This is a genomic window from Streptomyces sp. MspMP-M5 (assembly GCF_000373585.1).
GTDB lineage: Bacteria > Actinomycetota > Actinomycetes > Streptomycetales > Streptomycetaceae > Streptomyces.
The window spans coordinates 164561-186811 of sequence record NZ_KB891907.1; the positions used below are offsets into that span (position 1 = coordinate 164561).

Genomic DNA, 22251 nt, shown 5'->3' on the forward strand with positions numbered 1-22251 from the left:
TCACATCGATATCCCTCTTGGTTGATCATCCAGTTCCGGGCCGGGGCGTTGGTGCGTTTTCCGTGCTGCGGACCAGTCGTGCACCGGGCCGCCGGGTTGCTTCACTCGGCGGCATGGACCTGAACACCGTGCTGGAGGTGCGCGACGCCCGGCAGCACGCCCCCTGGCGTACCGGCGACGCCTGGCTGGGCGGCGGCACCTACCTCTTCTCCGAGCCGCAGCCGCGCCTCCGCCGCCTGGTGGACCTGAGCCGGATGGGCTGGGAGCCGGTCACCCGGCTCCCGGACGGCTCCCTGGAGATCGCCGCCACCTGCACCATCGCCCAACTCTCCCGCTTCGCCGCCGCCTTCGCGGCCCCGGCCGCGCCCCTCTTCGAGCAGTGCTGCCGCGCCTTCCTGGCCTCGTTCAAGATCTGGAACATGGCGACCGTCGGCGGCAACCTCTGCAACGGGCTGCCGGCCGGCCCGATGATCTCGCTCACCGCCGCCCTCGACGGCAGCTGCCTGCTCCAGGCGCAGGACGGCTCCCGGCGCCGGGTCAAGGCCGCCGACTTCGTCACCGGCGCCGGCCGCAAGGACCTCGGCGAGGGCGAGCTGCTCCGCTCGGTCACCCTGCCCGCCCGCGCGCTGACCTGCCGCACCGCCTTCCGGCAGGTCTCCCTCTACGGACTCGGCCGCTCCGGCGCCCTGGTCATCGGCGCCCTCGACCCCCTGGACGGCTCGCTGGCGGTCACCGTCACCGCCGCCACCGTCCGCCCCTTCCGCCTCTGGTTCCCCGCCCCGCCCGGCGCCGCCGCACTGCGCGGCACCCTCGACGACGCCGTCACCGACGCCGAGTGGTTCGACGACCTCCACGGCCTGCCCGCCTGGCGGCGCCACATGGCGCTGCGCCTCGCCGAGGAGGTCCGCGCCGAACTCACCACCCGCCCGGCGTCCTTCAGGGAGGCTGTCCGATGAGCTACGCCCTCCACGTCAACGGCCGGGACTGTGACGCCGAACCGCGCCCCGGCCAGTGCCTGCGCACCTACCTGCGAGACCGCGGCTGGTTCGGGGTGAAGAAGGGCTGCGACGCCGGGGACTGCGGGGCCTGCACCGTCCACGTCGACGGCGAGCCGGTCCACAGCTGCCTCTACCCCGCCGTCCGCGCCGCCGGACGCCGGGTCACCACCGTCGAGGGGCTGGCCGGACCGGACGGCGAACTCCACCCCGTTCAGCGGCAGTTCCTCGACGCCCAGGGCTTCCAGTGCGGCTTCTGCACCGCCGGCTTCCTGATGACCACCGTCGCCCTGGACGCCGGTCAACGCGCCGATCTGCCAAGGGCGTTGAAGGGCAACCTCTGCCGCTGCACCGGCTACCGGGCCATCGAGGACGCGATCCGCGGTGTCACCCATGTCGAGGAGCCCCGGCCCGGGGAGTCCGTCGGCCGCAACCTCGGCGCCCCCGCCGGCCCGCAGGTGGTCACCGGCACCGCCCGCTACACCTTCGACATCGAGGTCGCGGGGCTGCTGCACATGAAGCTGCTGCGCTCCCCGCACCCGCACGCCCGGATCGTCTCGATCGACACCGCCGACGCGCTGCGCGTCCCCGGCGTCCGCCTCGTCCTCACCCACCACGACGCCCCCGAGCGGCTGTTCTCCTCCGCCCGCCACGAGCACCCCACCGAGGACCCCGACGACACCCGGGTCCTGGACGACGTGGTCCGCTTCGTCGGCCAGCGGGTGGCCGCGGTGGTCGCCGACACTGAGGGCGCCGCCGAGGAGGGCTGCCGCCGGATCGCGGTGGAGTACGAGGTGCTGCCGCACGTCCTCGACCCGGAGGAGGCGATGCGCCCCGGCGCGCCCGTCCTCCACGCCAAGGACCCCGGCACCGCCCGGATCGCCCGCCCGGACGACAACGTCGTCGGCGAGGTGCACGGCGAGATCGGCAGCGTCGCCCAGGGTTTCGCCGAGGCCGACGCCGTCTACGAGGAGACCTTCCGCACCCAGCGGGTGCAGCACGCCAGCCTGGAGACCCATGGCGCGCTCGCCTACTTCGAGGAGAAGGAGGACGGCGACGGCGAGCGGATCGTCGTCCGCTCCAGCACCCAGGTGCCCTTCCTGACCCGGCGCGCCCTGTGCGCCCTCTACGACCTGCCGGAGGACGGGGTCCGGGTGGTCGCGGGCCGGGTAGGCGGCGGATTCGGCGGCAAGCAGGAGATGCTCACCGAGGACATCGTGGTGCTGGCCGCGATGCGGCTGCACCGGCCGGTGAAGCTGGAGTTCACCCGCGCCGAGCAGTTCTTCGGCGCCACCACCCGGCACCCCTTCACCATCGGCATCAAGGCCGGCGCGAAACGGGACGGCACCCTGACGGCCCTTCAGCTGAGGGTGGTCGCCAACACCGGCGCGTACGGGAACCACGGCCCGGCGGTGATGTTCCACAGCGTCGGCGAGTCGATGGCCGTCTACCGCGCGCCCCACAAGAAGGTCGACGCCTTCTCCGTGTACACCAACTGCGTTCCCGCCGGGGCGTTCCGCGGCTACGGACTGGGCCAGGTCACCTTCGCCGTGGAGTCGGCCATGGACGAACTGGCCCGCCGTCTGGGCGTCGATCCGCTGGTCTTCCGGGAGCGCAACATCATCGGCCCCGGGGAGCACATGATCAGCCCCGGCGGCGAGGAGGAGGACCTGGAGATCGCCAGCTACGGCCTGGACCAGTGCCTGAAGGTCGTCCGCGACGCGATCGCCGAGGACCGCGACGACCCGGACGTCCCCGCGGGCTGGCTGGTCGGCCACGGCACCGCCATGGCGATGATCGCCACCGGCCCGCCCGGCGGCCACTACGCCGACGCCACGGTGACCCTGCTGGACGACGGCACCTACGACATCGCCGTCGGCACCGCCGAGTTCGGCAACGGCACCACCACCGTCCACCAGCAGATCACCGCCGGCGCGCTCGGCACCACCGTCGACCGGATCGCCGTCCGGCAGTCCGACACCGACGTCGTCCGGCACGACACCGGCGCCTTCGGCTCGGCCGGCACCGTCGTGGCCGGCAAGGCCGTGATGCGGGCGGCCAACGGCCTGGCGGAGAAGGTCCTTTCGTTCGCCGCCGAATACGCCCGCACCCCGCGCAGCCAGTGCCGGCTGCTGGCCGACGCGGTGGAGTGCGCGGACCGGACGGTGTCGCTCAAGGAGCTGCACCAGGCCGCCCGCGCACGCGAGGTGGAGCTGACGGCCGCCGGGCACTGGGGCGGCTCACCGCGCTCCGTGGCCTTCAACGCCCAGTGGTTCAAGATCGCCGTCGATCCCGGCACCGGCGAGATCAGAATCCTGCGCAGCGTCCACGCGGCCGACGCCGGCAAGGTCATGAACCCCATGCAGTGCCGCGGCCAGGTCGAGGGCGGGGTCGCCCAGGCCCTCGGCGCCACCCTCTTCGAACAGGTCCTGGTCGACGAGCGCGGCGCGGTCCTCACCCCCGCCTTCCGCCGCTACCGGCTGCCCGCCTACGCCGACGTCCCGCGCACCGAGGTCCACTTCACGCAGACCTCGGACGCCATCGGGCCGCTGGGCGCGAAGTCGATGAGCGAGAGCCCGTTCAACCCGGTCGCCCCCGCCTTCGCCAACGCGCTGCGCGACGCCACCGGGGTCCGCTTCACCGAGGTGCCGTTCCTGCGGGACAAGGTGTGGCTGGCGCTGGCGGAACACCGCGCGGCGGGCGGGGAGGAGGGCCGGCCGGCCCGGGCGCACCCCTCGCGGGAGGGCTCGGTCTGAGGCCGGCCGGGAGCACCGACGGGGGCGGCAGGTCCGGGGCCGCGCCGGAGGGCTCGGACCTGCGGCCCTCTTGCCCTCATTCGCCTCACTTACGCAAGGGAAACATCCGTAGCCAGGTGGCATATGTGATTGAGTCATGCGCCGCTGGGGCATCACTGGGACGCAGCGTCCGCATGGATCGTCTCCAGGGGGACACCGATGAGCCGACTCAGTCCGCCGCCCCGCTCCGCCGTCGTCCGCGGCCCGTCCGGGGGCGCCCCGCCCGCCGCCCGGCGCTTCCTGATCAGCGGGCAGCTGCACCGCCCGCTCGCGCTGACCGTCGCCGACCTGCGGGCGCGCTGGCCACAGCGGCACGCCCCGGTCGTCTTCGACTGCGCCACCAACGGACCGCAGCGCCACACCTTCGACGGCCCGCTGCTGCGGGACGTGCTGGACGCGGCGGGCCCCGCCTTCGACGCCCGGCGGCGCAAGGACCGCTCCCGCTTCCTGCTGACCGTCGCCGGCGGGGACGGCCACCACACCGTGCTGTCCTGGGCGGAGATCGACGCCGACTTCGGCAACGCCCCCATCCTGCTGGCCACGGCCATGGACGGGCGGCCGCTGGACGCCATGGGCAGTCAGCTCGTGGTGCCGTCCGACCGCTGCGGCGCGCGGTACATCAGCGCCATCACGGGTATCTGGGTGGGTGCGTGCCCGGCGCCGGGGGAGCGGTAGCCCCGCGGATCGGGACCGTCGGGCCGGCCGGGCCGGGACGCGTCCCGCCGGGTGCCGTGCGTGGTCGCGCCACCGGGCTTTCCGCTGGCCGGAATTCGCCGTTGTCCCATCCTCCAAGCGGCCTTGCATCTGCCATGGAGGAATGCCAAAAGGATTGCAAATGCGAGACAACACCTCATATCTTGTCGCACATGCAGTCCTACACAATCGGCCAGGCGGCACGTCTGCTGGGCGTCAGCCCGGATACCGCCCGCCGCTGGGCGGACGCCGGACGGGTCGCGACCCATCGCGACGAGAGCGGCCGTCGCCTCATCGACGGCCGGGACCTCGCCGCCTTCTCCATCGAGGTGGGCCAGGCCGCCGGCGGTGAGGAGGACGACACCTACACCTCCGTCCGCAACGCCTTCCCGGGCATCGTCACCGCCGTCACCCTCGGCGACGTCGCCGCCCAGGTCGAGATCCAGGCCGGTCCGCACCGCCTGGTGTCCCTCCTCACCCGCGAAGCGGTGGAGGAACTCGGACTGGAGGTCGGCATGCAGGCCGTCGCACGGGTGAAATCCACCAGCGTGCACATCGACCGCACCTGAGCCCCCCGCGACATCCCCGGCGGTCCGCCCCACGTCCCCCGGACCGGCCGCCCACCCAGCGGCGTCGCCCTTCCCCGAGCTCTCGAACCTCCGCGAGCAGGGGAGACCCCACTCGGCGCGGCTTTGTCCCCCCTTCGCTCGGGCGACCGCATCGCCCCGCGTACCAAGGAGTCCCGCACCATGTCCCCGTTCCTCACCGGGCGCCGCGCCGCCGCCGCGATCGTCACCGCCGCCCTCCTCGTCCCGCTCGCCGCCTGCTCCGGCGGCGACAGCGCCAAGAAGGACAACGGCGCATCGGGCGGCACCACCAAGCTCACCGTGCTCGCCGCCGCCTCGCTCACCGACGTCTTCCAGAAGGCCGGCGCCGTCTACGAGAAGGAGCACCCGGGCACCAAGGTCGCCTTCTCCTTCGCCGGCTCCCAGGAGCTCGCCGCCCAGGTCAAGCAGGGTGCCCCCGCCGACGCCCTGGTCACCGCCGACACCAAGACCATGGACGGCCTCAGGGCCGACACCGGCACCCCCACCGTCATCGCCAAGAACCGCCTGGTCATCGCCACCGGCAAGGGCAACCCCAAGAAGGTCGGCGCGCTGAAGGACCTCGCGAACAGCAAGCTGAAGGTGGTACTGGCCGCGCCCGAGGTGCCGGTCGGCCGCTACAGCAAGAAGGTCCTCGACGCCCAGAAGCTGACCGTCAAGCCGGTCTCCCAGGAGCCCAACGTCCGCGCCGTCCTCAGCAAGGTGGAACTCGGCGAGGCGGACGCCGGCATCGTCTACAAGACGGACGCCGCCACCGCGCCGAAGAAGGTCGACGCCATCGACATCCCGGACGCCCAGAACGCCGTCGCCTCCTACCCGGCGGCGACCCTGAAGTCCTCCCAGCACTCCGCCGCGGCCGCCGCGTTCGTGAAGTGGCTGAGCACCCCCGAGGCGCAGCAGCTCCTCCAGCAGGCGGGCTTCCAGAAGCCGTGACGCCCTGCGGGGTGGGGACTGTCCGGCTCGGGGGAGCGGACAGCCCCCGCCCCGCTGCCGTACCCGCCGCCCTCCGGAAGGTCCGGACCCGCCGCCCGCCCCGATCCCAGGACACCCGATGAGCCGCCCCAGCACCTCCGCCGCGGCGCCGGCCGGCCGGCGCCGCGCACCCGGCGCCCGCACCCCGGCCGCCCTGGCCGTCCCCGCGCTGCTCGCCGTCGCGTTCCTGCTGATGCCGCTGCTCGGCATTCTCACCCGCACCAGCTGGGGCGATCTCGGCACCCATCTGACCAGACCCGGAGTGCTCCAGGCGCTCCGGCTGTCGCTGCTGGTGTCGTGCTGGGCGCTGGGCCTGTCGGTGCTGCTCGGCGTCCCGCTGGCCTGGCTGCTGGCTCGGGTCGACTTCCCCGGCAAGGCGCTGGTCCGCTCGCTGGTGCTGCTGCCGATGGTGCTCCCGCCGACCGTCGGCGGTGTCGCCCTGCTGCTCGGCTTCGGCCGCCGCGGACTCCTCGGCCCTTGGCTGGAGGACACCTTCGGCATCACGCTGCCGTTCCACACCTCCGGCGCGGTGGTGGCGGCGACCTTCGTCGCCATGCCCTTCCTCGTCATCAGCCTGGAGGGCACCCTCGCCGCCCTCCGCCCCAGCTACGAGGAGACCGCCGCCTCCCTCGGCGCCTCGCCGGTACGGGTCTTCTGCACCGTCACCCTGCCCATGGTCGCCCCCGGACTGGCCGCCGGCGCCGCGCTGACCTGGGCGCGCGCACTCGGTGAGTTCGGCGCCACGATCACCTTCGCCGGCAACCTCCCCGGCGCCACCCAGACCCTGCCGCTCCAGGTCTATCTGCTGCTCCAGGACACCCCGGAAGCCGCCACCTCCGTCTCCCTGCTGCTGCTCGTCATCGCCATGGCCGTACTGGTGTGCCTGCGCGGGCGGTGGACGGGCGGGCCCGCGGACCGCGCCGCCCGCGGGGGACGCGCCACCGGCCCGGCGGCCGACGGCGACGGGGCCGGCGCGGCCGACGGCGCCGCGCTCCCGGACGCAGGCCACCCGAAGATCCCCGCGCCCGACCCGTCCGCCGGCGGGCGCTGGCCGCTGGACGCCGAGGTCACCGGCTTCACCGAACTCACCCTCCGGGCCGAGCCGGGGACCACCATCGCCGTCGTCGGCCCCAATGGTGCCGGCAAGACCACCCTGCTGCGCGCCCTGCTCGGGCTCACCCCGCGGGCCCGCGCCGTGCTGCGCCTGGGGGAGAGCGACGCCACCGCACTGCCCCCGCACCGCCGGGGCGTCGCCTGGGTACCGCAGGACGGGGCGCTCTTCCCGCACCTGACGGCGCTGGCCAACACCGCCTACGGGCTGCGCGCCCAGGGCGTCCGGCGCGCCGAGGCCCGGCGCACCGCCCAGCAGTGGCTGGACCGGCTCGGCGTCGGCGCGCTCGCCCACCGCCGCCCCGCCCAGCTCTCCGGCGGCCAGGCCCAACGCGTCGCCCTGGCCCGCGCGCTCGCCGCCCGGCCGCGGCTGCTGCTGCTCGACGAACCGCTGGCGGCGCTCGACCAGACCACCCGGGCCCACGTCCGGCACACCCTGCGCAGCCATCTCGCCGGCTTCGGCGGGGTCTGCCTGATCGTCACCCACGACCCCGTCGAGGCGGTGTCGCTCGCCGACCGGGTCCTCGTCCTCGACGGCGGCCGCGCGCTCCAGGACGCCCCGCCCGCCGACGTCACCCGCCATCCGCGCTCGCCCTGGGTGGCCCGGATGCTCGGCCGCAACGCCTGGCCGGGCACCGCGGCCGGCGACGGGCTGGCGCTCACCGGGGGCGGGCACCTCGTCGCCGCCGAACCGCTCCCCGACGGCACCCGGGCGCTGGCGGTGATCGCCCCCGAGGCGGTCGCGGTGCACATCGAGAAGCCCGCGGGCAGTCCGCGCAACGTCTGGGCCGGCACCGTACGGGAGATCACGGCCGCGGGCAGCCGGCTGCGGGTCCTTGTCACCTCGCCCGAGGCGCCCGACCTCGTCGCCGAGATCACCCCGGCGGCGGCCCTGGACCTCGGGCTCGCCGACGGCGCCGCCGTCTGGACCAGCGTCAAGGCCACCGAGGTCACCCTGGTGACGGCCTGACGGGGAGTCAAGAGCCCTCCGGGGCCGCCGCGTTGATTGCCGGACCCGCCGGACCCGCAGGACCCGCCGGGCGGTACCGGCGGGTCCGGCGCTCCGCGTCACGAGACCGGCTCGACCGCCCGGCTCCGGCTGCGGCGGTGCTGCTCGGCCCAGTTCTCCAGGGCCGCCTGGCAGGCGTGGTCCACATGCCGCAGCCCGCTCAGATCGAGCTCCACGTCCCGGTCCGCGGGCAGCGCCTCCAACTGGTCGAGGAGCTTGGGCAGCCGCAGGAACGTGGCGTTGCCGACCGCACGGACCCGCACCGGGCCCGGAACGGTGGGCACGTGGATCTCCAGATGGGCCTGGGAGGTCTCCCAGGCGGTCTTGGCGACGGCCAGCAGCAGACCGATCAGCACGCCCTCGAACATGTTCACCGTCACGATGGCCAGCGCGGTCACACACAGCACCACCGCCTCACCGCGATGCGCCCGCCACAGCGGCCGCAGCTCCCGCAGCGGGATCAGCTTCCAGCCCGCGTGCACCAGTACACCTGCCAGCGCCGCGATCGGCACCACGCCCAGCGCCGCCGGGAACGCCGCCGCGAACAGCAGCAGCCACACCCCGTGCAGCACCCGGGACGCCTTGGTCCGCGCCCCCGCCTGGACGTTGGCGGCGCTGCGTACGATCACCGCCGTCATCGGCAGCGCGCCCAGCACCCCGCACAGCGTGTTGCCGGCGCCCTGCGCCATCAGCTCCCGGTCGTAGTCGGTGCGCGCTCCGTCGTGCAGCCGGTCCACCGCCGCCGCGCTGAACAGCGACTCGGCCGACGCGATCAGGGCGAACGCCAACACCGTGCCCAGTACACCGAGTTCGGTCAGCCGGCCGATGTCGGCCAGCCCGGGCGGCTGGATCGCCGCCAGCAGTCCGCTGACCCGGACCCGGGCCACCGGCAGGTCCAGCACCCCGACCGTGACGGTGGCCAGCGCGACCGCCGCCAACGGGGCCGGCAGCACCCGCGCCGCACGCCGCCACCGGGGCCACAGCACCAGCACGGCGACGGTGCCGGCACCGACGGCGAGCGCCGTCAGCGCGGTGCCGGACCGCGCGGTGTCCAGCACCAGCCGCGGCAGCGATCCGATGTTGACCAGTCCGCTGCCCGGCGCCTTGGCGTCCGCCAGCGCGTAGAGCTGGCCCGTGAGCAGGACCAGCCCGATGCCGGCCAGCATGCCCTGCACCACCGCGACGGAGATGGCCCGGAACCAGCGCCCCAACCTGAGCGCGCCCATGGCCAGTTGGAGCAGCCCGGCGGCCAGGACCAGGGCACCCAGCGCCCCGATTCCGTACTCCTTGACCGCTTCGAAGACCAGCACCGTCAGACCGGCGGCCGGGCCGCTGACCTGCAGGCTGCTGCCGGGCAGCAGCCCGGTGACCAGCCCGCCGACGATGCCGGTGAGCAGGCCCAGTTCGGCCGGTACGCCGGAGGCCACCGCCACTCCCACGCACAGCGGGACGGCGACCAGGAAGACGACGAGGGAGGCGGTGAAGTCCGCCCGGAGGAAAGGAAAACGCTTCATCACGTACAGCTCGCCTTCACAGGGGGAGGAACGCGTCGGCGGCCGGCCGGTATACGGATACCGCCCCGGTGTGCACCTCGTAGAACCAGCCGTGCAGCCGCACCTCGCCGGCGTCCAGCCGCTCCCGTACACACGGATGGCCGCCCAGTCGGTCCAGCTGCCGGCGCACATGGCGCTGTACGGCCGTGGTGACGGCCGGCCCGTCGTCGCCCGGGAGTTCGTCGGAGAGTTGGCGGGTGAGCCAGTCGCGGACGGCGGGTGCCCCGGTCAGGTCCTCGCCGCGGGCCCGGGCGCCGACCGCGCCGCAGTGCGAGTGGCCGCAGACGACGATGTCGGCGACCCGCAGGACCCGCATCGCGTACTCGATGGTGGCGGACTCCGCGCCGGCCGCCATGCCTTCCTGGTAGACGGGCACGGCGTTGCCGGCCGTGCGGAGTTCGAAGAGTTCACCGGGGCGGGCGCCCGTGATCAGGGACGGGACGACCCGGGAGTCGGAGCAGGTGATGAACAGGGCGAGGGGGGACTGACCGGCCGCCAGCCGGCCGAAGGACTCCTGGTCCTCGGGCTGCGCGGCTATACGGGCGGTCAGGCCCCGGGCGTGCTGAATGAAGGTCTCCACGAGGAGGTCTCCTGCTGAAGGGTGATGCCACCGTGGGGATGGCGAGGACGTGCGGCACGGGGGTGGCAGGGCGCGGCGCGGGGCCGTCGCCCGCCACGGGCCCGCTCAGCAGCGGAAGACGCAGTGGAGTACGGGGAGTTGGGACGGTCTGGGGGGCGCCGGCGCACCGCGGGTGGCGGGAATCCGCCCCGGTGTCCCGTCGTCGGCGGCGCCGCCGAGGGACGGCGGCAGGGGGCGCCGGGTGGCCGGGAACCCTTCCGCGGTCGGCGCCGGCCGTCGGGGGCGGCCGCGCTCGGTCTCGCGCTTGGAGTGCTTCTCCTCCTCGGAGTTGGCGTTCGCGGCGGCCGGGGAGCCGGTGGAGCCGGCCGCGGTGGTGGCCGGGCGGGTGGAGCCGGCGGCGTACGCCGGGGCCACCGCGCCGAGCAGCAGTGTCAGGACGACGGCGAGCGCGAGGAGCGGCAGACGGCACAGGGCCGGTATCCGGGGGCGCCGCCCCGGTATCCCGGTGTCCTTCCGCATCGTCGTCCTCCGCTTCGTCCCGTGTCGCCGGGCGCCGTTCGGTCGTTCTTCATGGGCGGGGCCGCGCACGGGCCTGGTCGTCGGGGCACGGTTCCGGTCGCGTGCGCCGAGCGCCGAACGCGTCGTCCTGGAACCGCTCTCTCAGCGTGCCGCAGCCAGGTTTCCAGCATGAAAACGAGACATGACGCCATGTTGCATGCTTTCTCAGGATTCCCGAGGGGCGCCGGCACCCCGTGCGGCGAGCACCGCCACCGGCACCACCACCGTCGCGAGCGCCCCGCAGACCACCGCCGGCCGCGTCAGGACCATCACCGTCGCGCCGGCGGCCACCCGCGTAGCGCGCGGTCAGGTTGGTCGCCGCACCCGCCCCGTATACCAACAGGGACGGGAAGAGCAGCAGCACGCTGTCCAGCACGGCCGGCGGCCGCCGCGGCGCGGCACGACTCATGCGGTCGCCGGCTCCAACGCCGCGATCTCCGCGAGGGAGAGCCCCATCCGCCGGTGCAGGAAGCGGACGACGGTCCAGTGCGGCAGCGCGCCCTCGTCGAACGGCCCGAACTCCTGGCAGTACAGCGGGATCCAGCGCAGTGCCTCTTCCAGTACCTGCTCGCGGCCCGGCTCCCGTTGGTACGCCTCGTAGCCGATGCTGCGGTGCTCGATGAAGTACCGGCCCGGGAGCCGTTCCTCGCACAGCGCGCGGTACTCGCGGGTCTGGAGGATGAGGTGGTGCCAGATCTCGTCGATGTCCTGCTCGACGGGGAGGAACAGCCCGCCGAGCCGGTCGGGATACCGGGAGACGAGGTAGAGATAGCGCAGGCACTCGGTGACCTGGCGCGCCACGAACTCGGCCGGTGCAGCGGTCCGTTCCTCGAAATGGGCGACGACTTCGGCGTGCAGCGGCGCGCCGAGGAGGTCCCGGAGGTCCTCGGCGGTCACCACCCGCCCTGTGGCCACGGGTGCGGGCGCGGTCCGGTGGGTCATGCCTCTCCTCTCGCGAGCCAGGAGTACTTCCCGGACCTGCCGATGGGGATGTGCGGTCGGTGGTCGAGCCGGCAGCGCCGGCCGATGAGTTCGGTGACGCTCCGCTCCAGCGCGGTGGTCTCCGCCGGGCCCAGGGGCGCGCCGTGGAAGGTCGTGTAGGCCAGCCGGGCCCCGGTGCTGCCCACCAGCCGCAGCTGATGGACGAAGACGTGCGGGGTGGCCTCGCCGACGCACCGGTCGAGGTCGCCCTGGGCGACCGGGCCGTGCGGGGTGTCCAGCAACTCCTTCTGGCGGCCGCAGAACTGGGCGATCCGCTCCGGGTCGGGGGTGCCGTCCGTGGTGCGTACGCAGTCGCCCGAGCGGTAGCGGACCAGCGGCATGTAGGGGTTGCGCACACTGGTGACGACGAGGTGGTACAGCGTGCTGTCCGGGGCGACCGGGTGGAGTTCGACGCTCATCTTGTCCAGGTGCGGGCGGTAGTTGCCGCGGCGGTCGCTGGAGTAGAGGTAGCCGAGTTCGGTGCTGCCGAAGAGGTCGATGATCGGGCAGGCGAAGTGCTGGTACAGGAAGCGCCGGACGTTCACCGGCGTGTACTCGTAGGCGTGGACGATGCTGGCGGGCGGCGGGAAGTCGTCCCACAGGCCCAAGTCGCCGACCTTCCGGACCAGATGGGCCAGGTGGTAGCCGGAGCAGTCGAGGTGGTACCAGCCCTCCGGGTGCGCCTCCTGGGCGAGGCGTATCTCGTCCAGCATGCGCACGACGTCGTCGCGGCTCCACAGTGCCGGGTCGAGCCGCAGGTTCACATAACAGGTGCGGTCGTCGAGCCGGCGCTCGTCGAGTGCGGGCACGGGGTCGGGCGGGGCGCCGCGTCGGGCGGCGTTGACCCGCGCGACGTGCTCCGTCGCCAGAACGGTGGTCAGCGAGACGCGGCGGCACCCGGCCGCCCAGGTGGCGGCGAGGTCGGGGTGCTCCCTCCACAGCCGGTAGTAGGAGTGCAGCAGGAAGTACGGGGGCCGGATGAGCTGCATCCGGGCGTGGTTGGTGCCGGTGGAGAGCACGAACTCGGCCTCGCCGGACTCCAGCGCGGCGGCCAGCCGGGGAGTCATCCAGTTGTCGGGGAAGCCGCGGGCGATCTCCGGCTTCTCCAGCACCGGGAAGTGGCCCTTCGCCAGGGCGGCGCGGTAGAGCGGGATGTCGCGGATCTGCTCGACGACCTCGGCGGTCGGCTGGCCTTCCATGGGATACCTCGGGTCGGGGTGCGCGGACGGCACCGCGCGGGCGTCGGGTGCGGGCGCCCGCCGGCGGACCGGCGGCGGGGGAGTGGCCGCCGCCGGTCCGCCGGAGGACGGCCGGGCGTCAGGAGATACAGCCGCTCTTGGGGGCGGCGCTGATACAGCCGGCCTTGGGCGTGGCGCTGATGCAGCCGTTCTTCGCCGTCCGCGGGTCCGGCCCGGTGGAGTTGGCGGCCACCCAGCTCTGCCAGACGTCGTCCTGGGCCATCTTCTTGATGAGCTGCTCCATGGGACCTCCAAGGTGTGGGAAGGGGGGCGGCACCCGGTGGTGCGGTGCTGACCTGCGCCGGTGCCGACTCATTGAAAGTAAAAGGCTCGCCAAGTGAATGTCAATGAAAGGCAATGTCGAGATGCCGGGAGTCCGGCTCGGTGCGCCAACTTTGGCGGGATCCCGCCGAACCGGCCGGGCGCGGAACTTTCTGACGCGACGTCAACTCCCTGGCCGGGGCCGCCACGGCACGGACCCGGCGGCCGGCACCCGTCGGACAGTCCCCAGGTCCGCCGCCCGGCGGGCGCGCACCGGACGCTATCGGGTGACCTCCCTGGCGGGTCCGCCGCCCGGTGGGCGCGCACGCGTAACGATCACGACCGTCCACCGCCTCCAGCCACCCCAGGGAGCCCGCTGTGCGCATCCTGCTCCTCGCCGGCGCCTTCAACAGCCTGACGCAGCGCGCCTACGCCGAACTCGCCGACCGCGGACACCGCCTCGGCGTCGAACTGGTCGCCCGCGGGACGCCGCTGGCCGCTCTGGTGCCGCGGCACGCCCCCGACCTGATCGTCGCGCCGATGCTGACCACGGCCGTCCCCCGCGAGGTCTGGTCGGCCTGGCCCTGTCTGATCGTCCACCCCGGCCCGCTCGGCGACCGCGGCCCGTCCTCGGTGGACTGGGCCGTCCACCTGGGCGCGGAGCGCTGGGGCGTGACCGTCCTCCAGGCCAACGACGAGATGGACGCCGGCGACATCTGGGCGTCGGCCGAGTGCCCCGTCCCGGCCGTCGGCAAGAGCGACCTGTACCGCAACGAGATCGCCGACGCGGCCATCGAGGCGCTGCTGACCGCCGTCGACCGCTTCGCCTCCGGCACCCACCGCCCGGAACCGCAGCACACCCTGCCCGCCGCCCGGCTCCCCGGCCGCCCCCGGCCACCGCTGCGCCAGGACGACCGCCGCATCGACTGGGCGACGGACCCCACCGAGACCGTCCTGCGCACCCTGAGGGCCGCCGACTCCCGCCCCGGGGTACGGGACGAACTCCTCGGCGCGACCTGGTTCCTGCACGGCGGACACCCCGAGGACACCCTCACCGGACGCCCCGGCGAACTGCTCGCCACCCGCCACGGCGCGCTCTGCCGGGCCACCGCCGACGGCGCCGTCTGGATCCCCGAACTCCGTCCGGCCCGCGCCCCCGGCGGGCCCGCCACCGTCAAACTGCCCGCCACCCTCGCCCTGGGCGACCGGCTCCCGTCCCTGCCCGAGATCCCCGCCTCCCTGGAGGCCGGCGACGGCGCCCCGCGTACCTGGACCGACATCCGCTACGACGAGGACGGACCGGCCGGATTCCTCCGCTTCTCGTTCCCCGGCGGGGCGATGAGCACCGACCACTGCCGCCGGCTGCTGGCCGCCTACCGCTACGCCTGCACCCGGCCCACCTCCGTCCTGGTGCTCGGCGGACAGCGGGACTTCTTCTCCAACGGCATCCACCTCAACGTCATCGAGGCCGCCGCCGACCCCGCCGCGGAGTCCTGGGCCAACATCAACGCCCTCGACGACCTCGTGCACGCCGTGCTGACCACCACCGACCGGCTGGTGGTCGCCGCCCTCGGCGGCAACGCCGCGGCCGGTGGCGCGATGCTGGCGCTCGCCGCCGACGAGGTCTGGTGCCGGCACGCCGCCGTCCTCAACCCCCACTACCGGCTGATGGGGCTCTACGGCTCGGAATACTGGACGTACTCCCTGCCCCGCCGGGTCGGCCCGCAGACCGCCGCGCGGCTGATGGACCGCGCCCTGCCCCTCACCGCGGCGCACGGGCAGCGGCTCGGCCTGGTCGACCGGATCGTCGACTGCCCCGCACAGGACTTCGGCGACCGCACCCGGAGCCTCGCCCGGCGGCTCGCCGCGTCACCCGGCGTCCCGTCCCGGATCGCCGCCAAGAAGGACCAGCGGGAGAGCGACGAGGCACGGCGCCCGCTCGCCGCCTACCGCGCGGACGAACTGGCCCGAATGCAGCGCACGTTCGCCGACCCGAACGCCCCCTACCACGCCCTGCGCCGCGCCTTCGTCCGCAAGGAGCGCTCGTCCGGCACCCGGGAGCACCTCAACGCCGGTGTCCTGATGGCCGACGGCGCACCTCGCAGGCACGGCTGAACGGGCCGGTGGCCGCGGGTACGCCGGCCACCGGCCCGCCCCCCGTCGTTCATCCCGGCCTACCTCGCCGGATTCACGGCATCGGCAGGTACTTGTACCCGATGCCGAAGACGGTGGTGATCAACTTCCGCCGGCCCGGGCCCAGCCGCCGGCGCAGCCGGGCGATGTGCACATCGACGGTCCGGTCGCTGGACCGGCAGTCGGGCCAGACCGCGGCCATCAGCTGCTGCCGGGTGAACGCCCGCCGCGGATGCAGCACGAGGTGGGCCAGCAGGTCGAACTCCAGCCGGGGGATGTCGATCTGCCGGCCGTCGATGGAGACGGTGCGGGCCGCGGTGTCGATCTGGATCGGGTCCGGCGCCTGCGGCGGCGCGCCGGCGGTCACCGCGGGCGCGCCCGCGCACGGCGGGGCGAGGATGATGTGCAGCTTGTCCGAGGTCAGTCGGTGAACCGATACCGGTTCCAAATCGTGCAGCGTGAGTTGCCACTTGCCGTCGGGGAGCCGGTCGACCGCCAAGGGCGGTCCTCCGTGGTCGGACTTTGCCGGCCCGCCGAAATCGGCATCCGGACGCAACGCAAGGGGGGTCGTCGACGCGTTCATAAACATGATCTGGGCCCATTCCTCTTGCAAAGCAGGCGTGTTCGGACAGACATGGCGGTGCTCGACGCGCGGCACGCGTACGGCTGTGCCGCGATCGCTGCGCAGCCCGGTGGCAGGCCGGGCAGGGCCGGTGCACCGACACTCGTGATGCGGGTGCCCCCAACGGGTCGCTCGCTCTCCCTCCCTGTAGGGAGTGCGGTCGCGCCCGTGCCCGTACTCGTGACGTGAACAACCGTCACGTCACCGGTCCGAACGAACGCTACATGTGATCGCGCGCTTCCGGATAGTAGCTTCCGCTAATTACGGTTGCTCTTGAGCCGATTTCATGTTTGCCGGGCTTCGCGCCGGCCGGGCCGCTTGCGCCGAGTCACCGGGGCCCGGGAATCAGTTCAATCCGCATCGATTTCCTTACGCATTCCTTATGGGTCCTTCCGCTTCCCGCGCCGGGCGCGGTGCCGCCGGACCGCGTCGCGGTTGGCGCAGGTGGGGGAGCAGTACCGCTGCCGGCCCGCGCGGCTGAAGTCCGCGAAGGCGTCGGGACATTCGGCCAGTGCGCAGCGGCCCAGCCGGTGCATTCCCAGCCCGGTCAGATGCAGCGCGGTGCCGACGGAGGTCACCGCCCGCAGCACCCCGGCGAGGTGCTGGCCGTCCTCGCGGTAGTGGATGTGCCAGCCGCCGTCGGCGTGGTCGGTGAGCCGCGGATAGGCGGCGGCCTCCGCGAGCAGGGCGTTGAGCAGCTCCGCCCGGCGGGCGTCGGTGGGGGCGTCGACGACCGCGGCGAACCGGTCCAGGTAGGCCAGCACCTCGGTCAGGTCGTCGTCGGTCACCGGGTGGTCCAGGACCATGCCGGCCGCCACGGACCGCTCGGCCAGCTCGTTCGCGCCGGCCGGAGGGGAGTTGGTGAGGTCGATCACATAGCGGACCGGGTCCTCCCCGTAAGGGTTCAGCTGCATAAGGGGATTACATCAGGGTGGGCCCATGGACGCACACCTGGCCGGCCGGCCACCCCGCACCTCCCCCTCGACCGACAACTCCCCGCCGGACCACGGCAGATGGCTGCCCCTGGTGGCGGCCTGCCTGGGCACCTTCCTGCTGCTCGTGTACGCGACGATCGTGACGGTGGCGCTGCCCCGTATGGCCGGCGATCTGCACGCCGGCTTCGGAGCCCTGCAATGGATCACCGACGTCTACACCCTGGCCCTGGCCGGCCTGCTCCTGGGTATGGGCTCCCTCGGCGACGCCCTGGGCCGCAAGCGCCTCTACGTCCTGGGCCTCGCCGTCTTCACGGCCGCCACCCTCGCCTGCGCCCTGGCCGGGAACGTCCGCCTGCTGATCGCCGCCCGCGCGGTGCAGGGCCTCGCGGGCGCGGCGATGTTCGCCACCCTCGTCCCGCTGATCGGCCTGGCCTACACCGGCCGGGACCGGGCCCGTGCCTTCGCCGTCTGGGGCGCGGTCGCCGGCGCGGCCGCCGGCATCGGCAACGTCGCCGGCGGCATGCTCACCCAACTGCTCTCCTGGCCATGGATCTTCTACGGCGCGCTGCCGCTCTGCGCCGTGGCGCTGTGGCTGGCCACCAAGGTCCCGGCCGACCACGCCCGGAGCGCGGCCCGGGTCGACTGGCCCGGAATCGCCACCTTCAGCCTCGCCGCGACCGGCATCACCTTCGGCTTCGTCCGCGGTGGCGAGGCCGGTTGGGGCGATGGCTCGACCCTGCTGGGTTTCGGGTCCGGTGTGGTAATGCTGCTCGCCTTCGCCGTCGTCGAGCGTGCCGCCCGCCGCCCGATGGTGCCGCTCGGGCTGTTCCGCACCCCGGCCTTCAACGGGCTTCTGCTCGCCTCCGGCGCGTACTACCTCGGCGCGTTCGCGTTCCTGCCGGTGCTCTCCCTCTGGCTCCAGAACGGCGCCGGGCTCGGCTCGTTCGGCACCTCCCTCGTCCTCACCGTTCAGCCGCTGGCCTTCTTCGCCACCTCCGCGCTGGCCGGCGGCGCACTGCACCGGTTGCCCGCCCGGTGGAGCGTCGGCGGCGGCACCCTCCTGGTGGCCGCCGGCGACCTGCTGCTCCTCCTGGTCCGCACCGGGTCGTCCTGGCAGGTGTTGATACCGGGCCTGATCGTCACCGGTGCCGGCGCCGGGCTGGTCTCACCGGTCCTGCCGGCGCTGGCGATGGCCTTCGCGGAACCGGCCCACAGTGGTGTGGCCGGCGCCGCGGCCAACAGCGCCCGGCAGCTCGGACTGGCGCTGGGCATCGCCCTGTTGGGCACCGTCTTCCACGGCTCCGTTCCGGGCACCGGGGCCGGCGCCGCACCGGCGGCGTACGCGGCCGGATTGACCGCGGTGTTCCTCGTCGCGGGGGTGATCGCGGCCGTCGGCGGACTGGTGGCATGGCTGGTGTGCGGGAAGGAGTGAATATGCCGTTCAAAACTTCCGGCGCACTGGTTTCTTTTTCAATCTCCGTCTGACGAAAGGTGCGGAACCAGATATTCCAGACGACTGTTTTCGAAAGGTGGAGGAAATGAGTAGGGTGTGGGCCGCTGCCGACCGACCAGCGGCGGCGGTCCGGCCGAATTCGGCATGGACGAAATGCGTGGGCGCCGCAAGGCATCCGCGTGCACCGGGAGGGGAACATGCCGGCCGGCTCTTTCGAGGGGCAGTACGTATGGAGTCCAGCAGCCGACGACCGGGCGCTGGCGCAAGCATGTGTGGATGTCCGGGCCGGGCGCTACTTCGGCGCCCATGAGGTGCTCCGGGAGACCCGCCGGGATTTCGAGCTGCGGGCCCATCGGTCACTGGTACTCGCCTCCGAAGCGGCCGGCTCCGACCTCGCCGAACGCTGGCTCGACGAGGAGCCGGGCCCGGAGGCCGCCCTGCTGTGGGCGCGGGTGGCGATGCTCCGGGCCCTGCGGATGGCCGACGCCGGCGACCGGCGGGCCGGCGCCCTGGAGCGCATCGCGCGCACCGCGTGCGAACGCGCCGCGAAGCTGGCGCCCGGAGACCCCACCCCCTGGGTCGCCCAGCTCGCCCTCGCCCGGCTCGATCATCCCCAGGACCCCGCCCCGCAGGGCCTGTTGACCTCGCCCACCGGTCCCTGGTATCTCCTCGCGCACATCCTCCGGCTCGACCCCTGGCACCGTGAGGCCCACCACCGCTTCCTGTCCTTCTTCTTCGCCCGCCACGGCGGCTCGTCCAGCGCGGGCTGGGACGTCGCCGCCTTCCTGAGCCAGCGCGCGGCGGCCTCCTCGCCGCTCCGGCTGCTGCCCCTGGTGGCCCTCGTCGAGGACTACGACCCCGACGCGCCGCTGGCCGCCCGGGCCTGGGAGCAGCCGCAGTGGATCACCGCCGCCACGGGCGTGTACCGCAACTGGTTCCCCACCGTGGCCGACTACCGCTTCACCCCGGTCGTCGACCTGGCCTATCTCGGCCACGCGCTCTTCATGGCGAAACTCGAATTCGAGGCCCGCGAGGTCCTCACCGCCATGGGGCCGTATGCCTCCCGTATGCCATGGAGCGCGTTCGGCGATCCCGAAGAGCAATTGACAAAAGCCCGGAGAGCGTGCGGACTTCCCGTCCCGCACGGCTTGTGACGCACCGGCCGTATATTCCCGCCGAACCGTTGACCCCCACCAGCAGAAAGGTTTCGGTAGTGTCCGACCGTACGTCCTCCCCGCCTCGCGCCAAAACCCGCTCGAAATCCCCGCAAGGTGTGGACTCCGCCGCCCTCGACGACGACGCGACGCTGCACGCCATGGGCTATCCGCGGAAACTCACCCGCAGATTCCGCGCCTTTGACAACTTCGCCATTTCCTTCACCATCATCAACATCATCTCCGGCATCTTCTCCTCCTTCGGATTCGGCCTGAACGCCGGCGGTCCCGGCATCCTGATTTTCGGCTGGATCGGGGTCTCCGTCATGGTGCTGTTCGTCGGCGCCGCCATGGGCGAGATCGCCTCCGCCTACCCGACCAGCGGCGCCCTCTACTTCTCCGCGGGCAAGCTCGCCAAGCGCCACCACGGCGCCTGGTCCTGGTACACCGGCTGGCTCAACTTCGTCGGTCAGGTCGGCGGCACCGCGGCCACCAACTTCGCCGCCGCCACCTTCATCCAGTCGTTCATCGCCATGCAATGGCCGTCCTATCAGCCCACCGCCCCGCAGACCGTCGGCATCACCGCGGCGATTTTGCTGGTGCAAGCCCTCGCGAACACCTACACCGTCCGACTCGTCGCGGTACTCAACCGGATTTCCGTGTGGTGGCTGCTGATCGGCATGGTGGTCATCGTCGCCACCCTCACCCTGATTCCGACGCACCATCAAGCGCCGTCCTTCGCCACCCACTTCGTCAACAACACCGGCTTCACCAACGCCATTTACGGCGGAATGCTCGGTCTGCTCGTCACCAGCTGGACCTTCACCGGCTTCGACGGCAGTTTCCACATGTCCGAGGAAACGGTGAAGGCAACGGTCAATGCCCCCCGCGGCATCATGCGGGCCATCGGATACTCCGCGATCACCGGGCTGATCCTCATGCTCGCCCTGGTGTACGCCATCCGCGACTACGCCGGCGCCGCGAAGGACGATGCCCCGCCGGTGCGGATTCTGACCGACGCACTCGGCGTGCACACCGCGAAGTTCCTGCTGCTGATCGTCATCGGCGCGATGCTCTTCTGCGGGCTCGCCAACATGACCAGCAACACCCGGCAGATCTTCGCCTTCTCCCGCGACGGCGCGATGCCCGGCTCCCGTTGGTGGCATTCGGTCTCCGACCGCACCCGCACCCCCGTCAAGGCCGTCTGGCTCGCCGCCGTCTGCTCGCTGGTCCTCGTCGTCCCTGGCTGGTGGTCGCACACCGCCTTCACCGCCGTCGTCAGCATCAACGTCGTGGGCCTCTTCCTCTCCTACGGCGTGCCCATCTTCCTCCGCCTGCGGCTCGACGACTTCCAGGCCGGACCGTGGAACCTCGGCCGCTACGGCAAGCCCGTCGCCGCGCTCGCCGTGCTCTGGATCGCCGTCAGCAACGTCCTGTTCATGCTGCCGCAGCAGTACCCGGTCACCCCGGCGACCTTCAACTACGCGCCGATCGCACTGGCGGTGGTCCTGGTGATCGCCACGGCCTGGTGGTTCGCCACCGCCCGCCGCCGCTTCCAGGGGCCGGTCAGCTACGGCAGCCCGGACGAGGTCGCGGCGATGGACCTGATCTGACCACAGCCCCCCACCAGAAAGGACGCACCGCGATGCGACCGACCATCCGCACCGCACCGGCCGGCGAACTCGCCGTCGCCGCCGCCCCGTTAGACCTCTGGCACGAGGTCGTCGGCTGGACCGCCGACGAGGGCTGGAACCCCGGCGAGGGCGACATCACCCGCTTCCACCCCACCGACCCCGGCGGCTTCTTCCTCGGCCGCCGCGGCGACCGCACCGTCTCCTCCCTCTCCCTCGTGAACTACTCCGACGACTACGCCTTCCTGGGCTACTACGTCGTCGCCCCCGACCTCCGCGGCCAGGGCCTCGGCCTCGCCACCTGGCGCGCCGCCCTCCCGTACGCCGGGTCCCGGACCATCGGCCTGGACGGGGTCCCCGCCCAGCAGGCCACCTACCGGCGCGCCGGCTTCACCCCCGCCCACGACACCCTCCGCTACACCGGCCACCCCGCCCCCGGCGCCGCCCTCTCCCCGCACACCCACCCGGTCACCGCCGCACACCTGGACGCGATCGCCGCCTATGACCGCCGCTGCTTTCCGGCCGACCGGCGGGAGTTCGTCACCCGCTGGCTGACCGCTCCGAGCCACACCGCCCGGGTCCATTTCCGGGACGGCCAGGTCGTCGGATACGGCGTGCTCCGCCCGGCCCGCTCCGGCCACCGCATCGGCCCGCTCTTCGCCGACACCCGCGAGACCGCCGAGGCCCTCTTCGACGCGCTCACCGCGCACCTCGACCCCGACGACGAGGTCACCCTCGACATCCCCGAACCCAACGTTCCCGCGCACACCCTGGCCACCACCCGTGGTCTGACCCCCCGCTCCCACACCGTGCGCATGTACACCGGTCCGGTCCCGGCCACCGACGCCTCCCACACCTTCGGCGTCACCAGCCTCGAACTGGGCTGACGACCGGGACCGTCCCGCACGCCGCCGCCGGTGTCCCCGCGGCGGCGCGCGCGGCGGCCCCCGACCGCCGGCCGGCCCCGCCCGGT

General features: G+C 73.1%; 19 protein-coding genes. 11 read left to right on the forward strand and 8 right to left on the reverse strand.

Annotation, left to right across the window (positions count from 1 at the left end; genetic code table 11):
* Positions 1 to 113: 113 nt before the first annotated feature.
* The 6 genes from B073_RS0125560 (at position 114) to B073_RS0125585 (ending at position 8140) form a co-directional block, all read left to right on the forward strand.
* Positions 114 to 956, forward strand: coding sequence for an FAD binding domain-containing protein (locus tag B073_RS0125560; protein ID WP_018540934.1), 843 nt, complete (start codon positions 114 to 116; stop codon positions 954 to 956).
* Positions 953 to 3751 carry a molybdopterin-dependent oxidoreductase gene (locus tag B073_RS0125565; protein ID WP_018540935.1) on the forward strand — a complete coding sequence of 933 codons (2799 nt, stop codon included), beginning with the start codon at positions 953 to 955 and terminating at the stop codon, positions 3749 to 3751. The genes B073_RS0125560 and B073_RS0125565 overlap by 4 nt, the downstream gene beginning before the upstream one ends.
* A 198-nt stretch (positions 3752 to 3949) precedes the next feature.
* Positions 3950 to 4465: a molybdopterin-dependent oxidoreductase gene (locus B073_RS0125570; protein ID WP_018540936.1), complete on the forward strand. Its 516-nt coding sequence runs from the start codon at positions 3950 to 3952 to the stop codon at positions 4463 to 4465.
* Positions 4466 to 4656: 191 nt separating this feature from the next.
* Positions 4657 to 5052 (forward strand): TOBE domain-containing protein, encoded by a 396-nt coding sequence (locus B073_RS0125575; protein WP_026247721.1) that lies wholly within the window; start codon positions 4657 to 4659, stop codon positions 5050 to 5052.
* A 180-nt stretch (positions 5053 to 5232) separates the two neighbouring features.
* Complete coding sequence (modA, locus tag B073_RS0125580; protein ID WP_018540938.1) at positions 5233 to 6021, forward strand: molybdate ABC transporter substrate-binding protein; 789 nt, start codon at positions 5233 to 5235, stop codon at positions 6019 to 6021.
* A gap of 118 nt (positions 6022 to 6139) precedes the next feature.
* A complete protein-coding gene (locus B073_RS0125585; RefSeq protein ID WP_018540939.1) occupies positions 6140 to 8140 on the forward strand; it encodes an ABC transporter permease in 2001 nt (666 codons plus the stop codon).
* A gap of 98 nt (positions 8141 to 8238) precedes the next feature.
* On the opposite strand, the gene B073_RS0125590 is transcribed toward B073_RS0125585, so the two are convergent.
* The 6 genes from B073_RS0125590 to B073_RS47290 form a co-directional block, all read right to left on the reverse strand.
* A complete protein-coding gene (locus B073_RS0125590; protein WP_018540940.1) occupies positions 8239 to 9693 on the reverse strand; it encodes a SulP family inorganic anion transporter in 1455 nt (484 codons plus the stop codon).
* Positions 9694 to 9709: 16 nt separating this feature from the next.
* Positions 9710 to 10312, reverse strand: coding sequence for a carbonic anhydrase (locus B073_RS0125595; protein WP_018540941.1), 603 nt, complete (start codon positions 10310 to 10312; stop codon positions 9710 to 9712).
* Between the two features lie 105 nt (positions 10313 to 10417).
* Positions 10418 to 10831, reverse strand: a complete 414-nt coding sequence (locus tag B073_RS0125600; protein WP_018540942.1) for a hypothetical protein — start codon at positions 10829 to 10831, stop codon at positions 10418 to 10420.
* A gap of 444 nt (positions 10832 to 11275) precedes the next feature.
* On the reverse strand, positions 11276 to 11812 hold the full coding sequence (locus B073_RS0125610) for a hypothetical protein (RefSeq protein ID WP_018540944.1): 537 nt from the start codon (positions 11810 to 11812) through the stop codon (positions 11276 to 11278).
* Positions 11809 to 13050, reverse strand: a complete 1242-nt coding sequence (locus B073_RS0125615) for a hypothetical protein (RefSeq protein WP_018540945.1) — start codon at positions 13048 to 13050, stop codon at positions 11809 to 11811. Before B073_RS0125615 ends, B073_RS0125610 begins: the two co-directional genes overlap by 4 nt.
* Positions 13051 to 13168: 118 nt before the next feature.
* The gene (locus B073_RS47290; RefSeq protein WP_018540946.1) at positions 13169 to 13333 is read right to left on the reverse strand and encodes a hypothetical protein; all 165 of its coding nucleotides are present in this window, start codon (positions 13331 to 13333) and stop codon (positions 13169 to 13171) included.
* A gap of 395 nt (positions 13334 to 13728) precedes the next feature.
* Between B073_RS47290 and B073_RS0125625 the strand changes: the two genes are divergently transcribed.
* The gene (locus B073_RS0125625) at positions 13729 to 15465 is read left to right on the forward strand and encodes an enoyl-CoA hydratase-related protein (protein ID WP_018540947.1); all 1737 of its coding nucleotides are present in this window, start codon (positions 13729 to 13731) and stop codon (positions 15463 to 15465) included.
* Between the two features lie 73 nt (positions 15466 to 15538).
* On the opposite strand, the gene B073_RS0125630 is transcribed toward B073_RS0125625, so the two are convergent.
* Positions 15539 to 16141: a winged helix-turn-helix domain-containing protein gene (locus B073_RS0125630; protein ID WP_234025165.1), complete on the reverse strand. Its 603-nt coding sequence runs from the start codon at positions 16139 to 16141 to the stop codon at positions 15539 to 15541.
* A 344-nt stretch (positions 16142 to 16485) separates the two neighbouring features.
* Positions 16486 to 17019 carry a CGNR zinc finger domain-containing protein gene (locus tag B073_RS0125635; protein ID WP_018540949.1) on the reverse strand — a complete coding sequence of 178 codons (534 nt, stop codon included), beginning with the start codon at positions 17017 to 17019 and terminating at the stop codon, positions 16486 to 16488.
* A 25-nt stretch (positions 17020 to 17044) separates the two neighbouring features.
* Here B073_RS0125635 and B073_RS0125640 point away from each other — a divergent pair, with 25 nt between their 5' ends.
* From B073_RS0125640 to B073_RS0125655, 4 genes are all read left to right on the forward strand, one after another.
* Entirely contained in the window at positions 17045 to 18472 is a 1428-nt protein-coding gene (locus tag B073_RS0125640) for an MFS transporter (protein ID WP_018540950.1), read from the forward strand.
* Positions 18473 to 18690: 218 nt separating this feature from the next.
* Positions 18691 to 19647, forward strand: a complete 957-nt coding sequence (locus B073_RS0125645; RefSeq protein WP_026247723.1) for a hypothetical protein — start codon at positions 18691 to 18693, stop codon at positions 19645 to 19647.
* 161 nt (positions 19648 to 19808) lie between these two features.
* A complete protein-coding gene (locus B073_RS0125650) occupies positions 19809 to 21260 on the forward strand; it encodes an amino acid permease (RefSeq protein WP_037812756.1) in 1452 nt (483 codons plus the stop codon).
* 32 nt (positions 21261 to 21292) lie between these two features.
* The gene (locus B073_RS0125655) at positions 21293 to 22165 is read left to right on the forward strand and encodes a GNAT family N-acetyltransferase (RefSeq protein ID WP_018540953.1); all 873 of its coding nucleotides are present in this window, start codon (positions 21293 to 21295) and stop codon (positions 22163 to 22165) included.
* Positions 22166 to 22251: the final 86 nt, after the last annotated feature.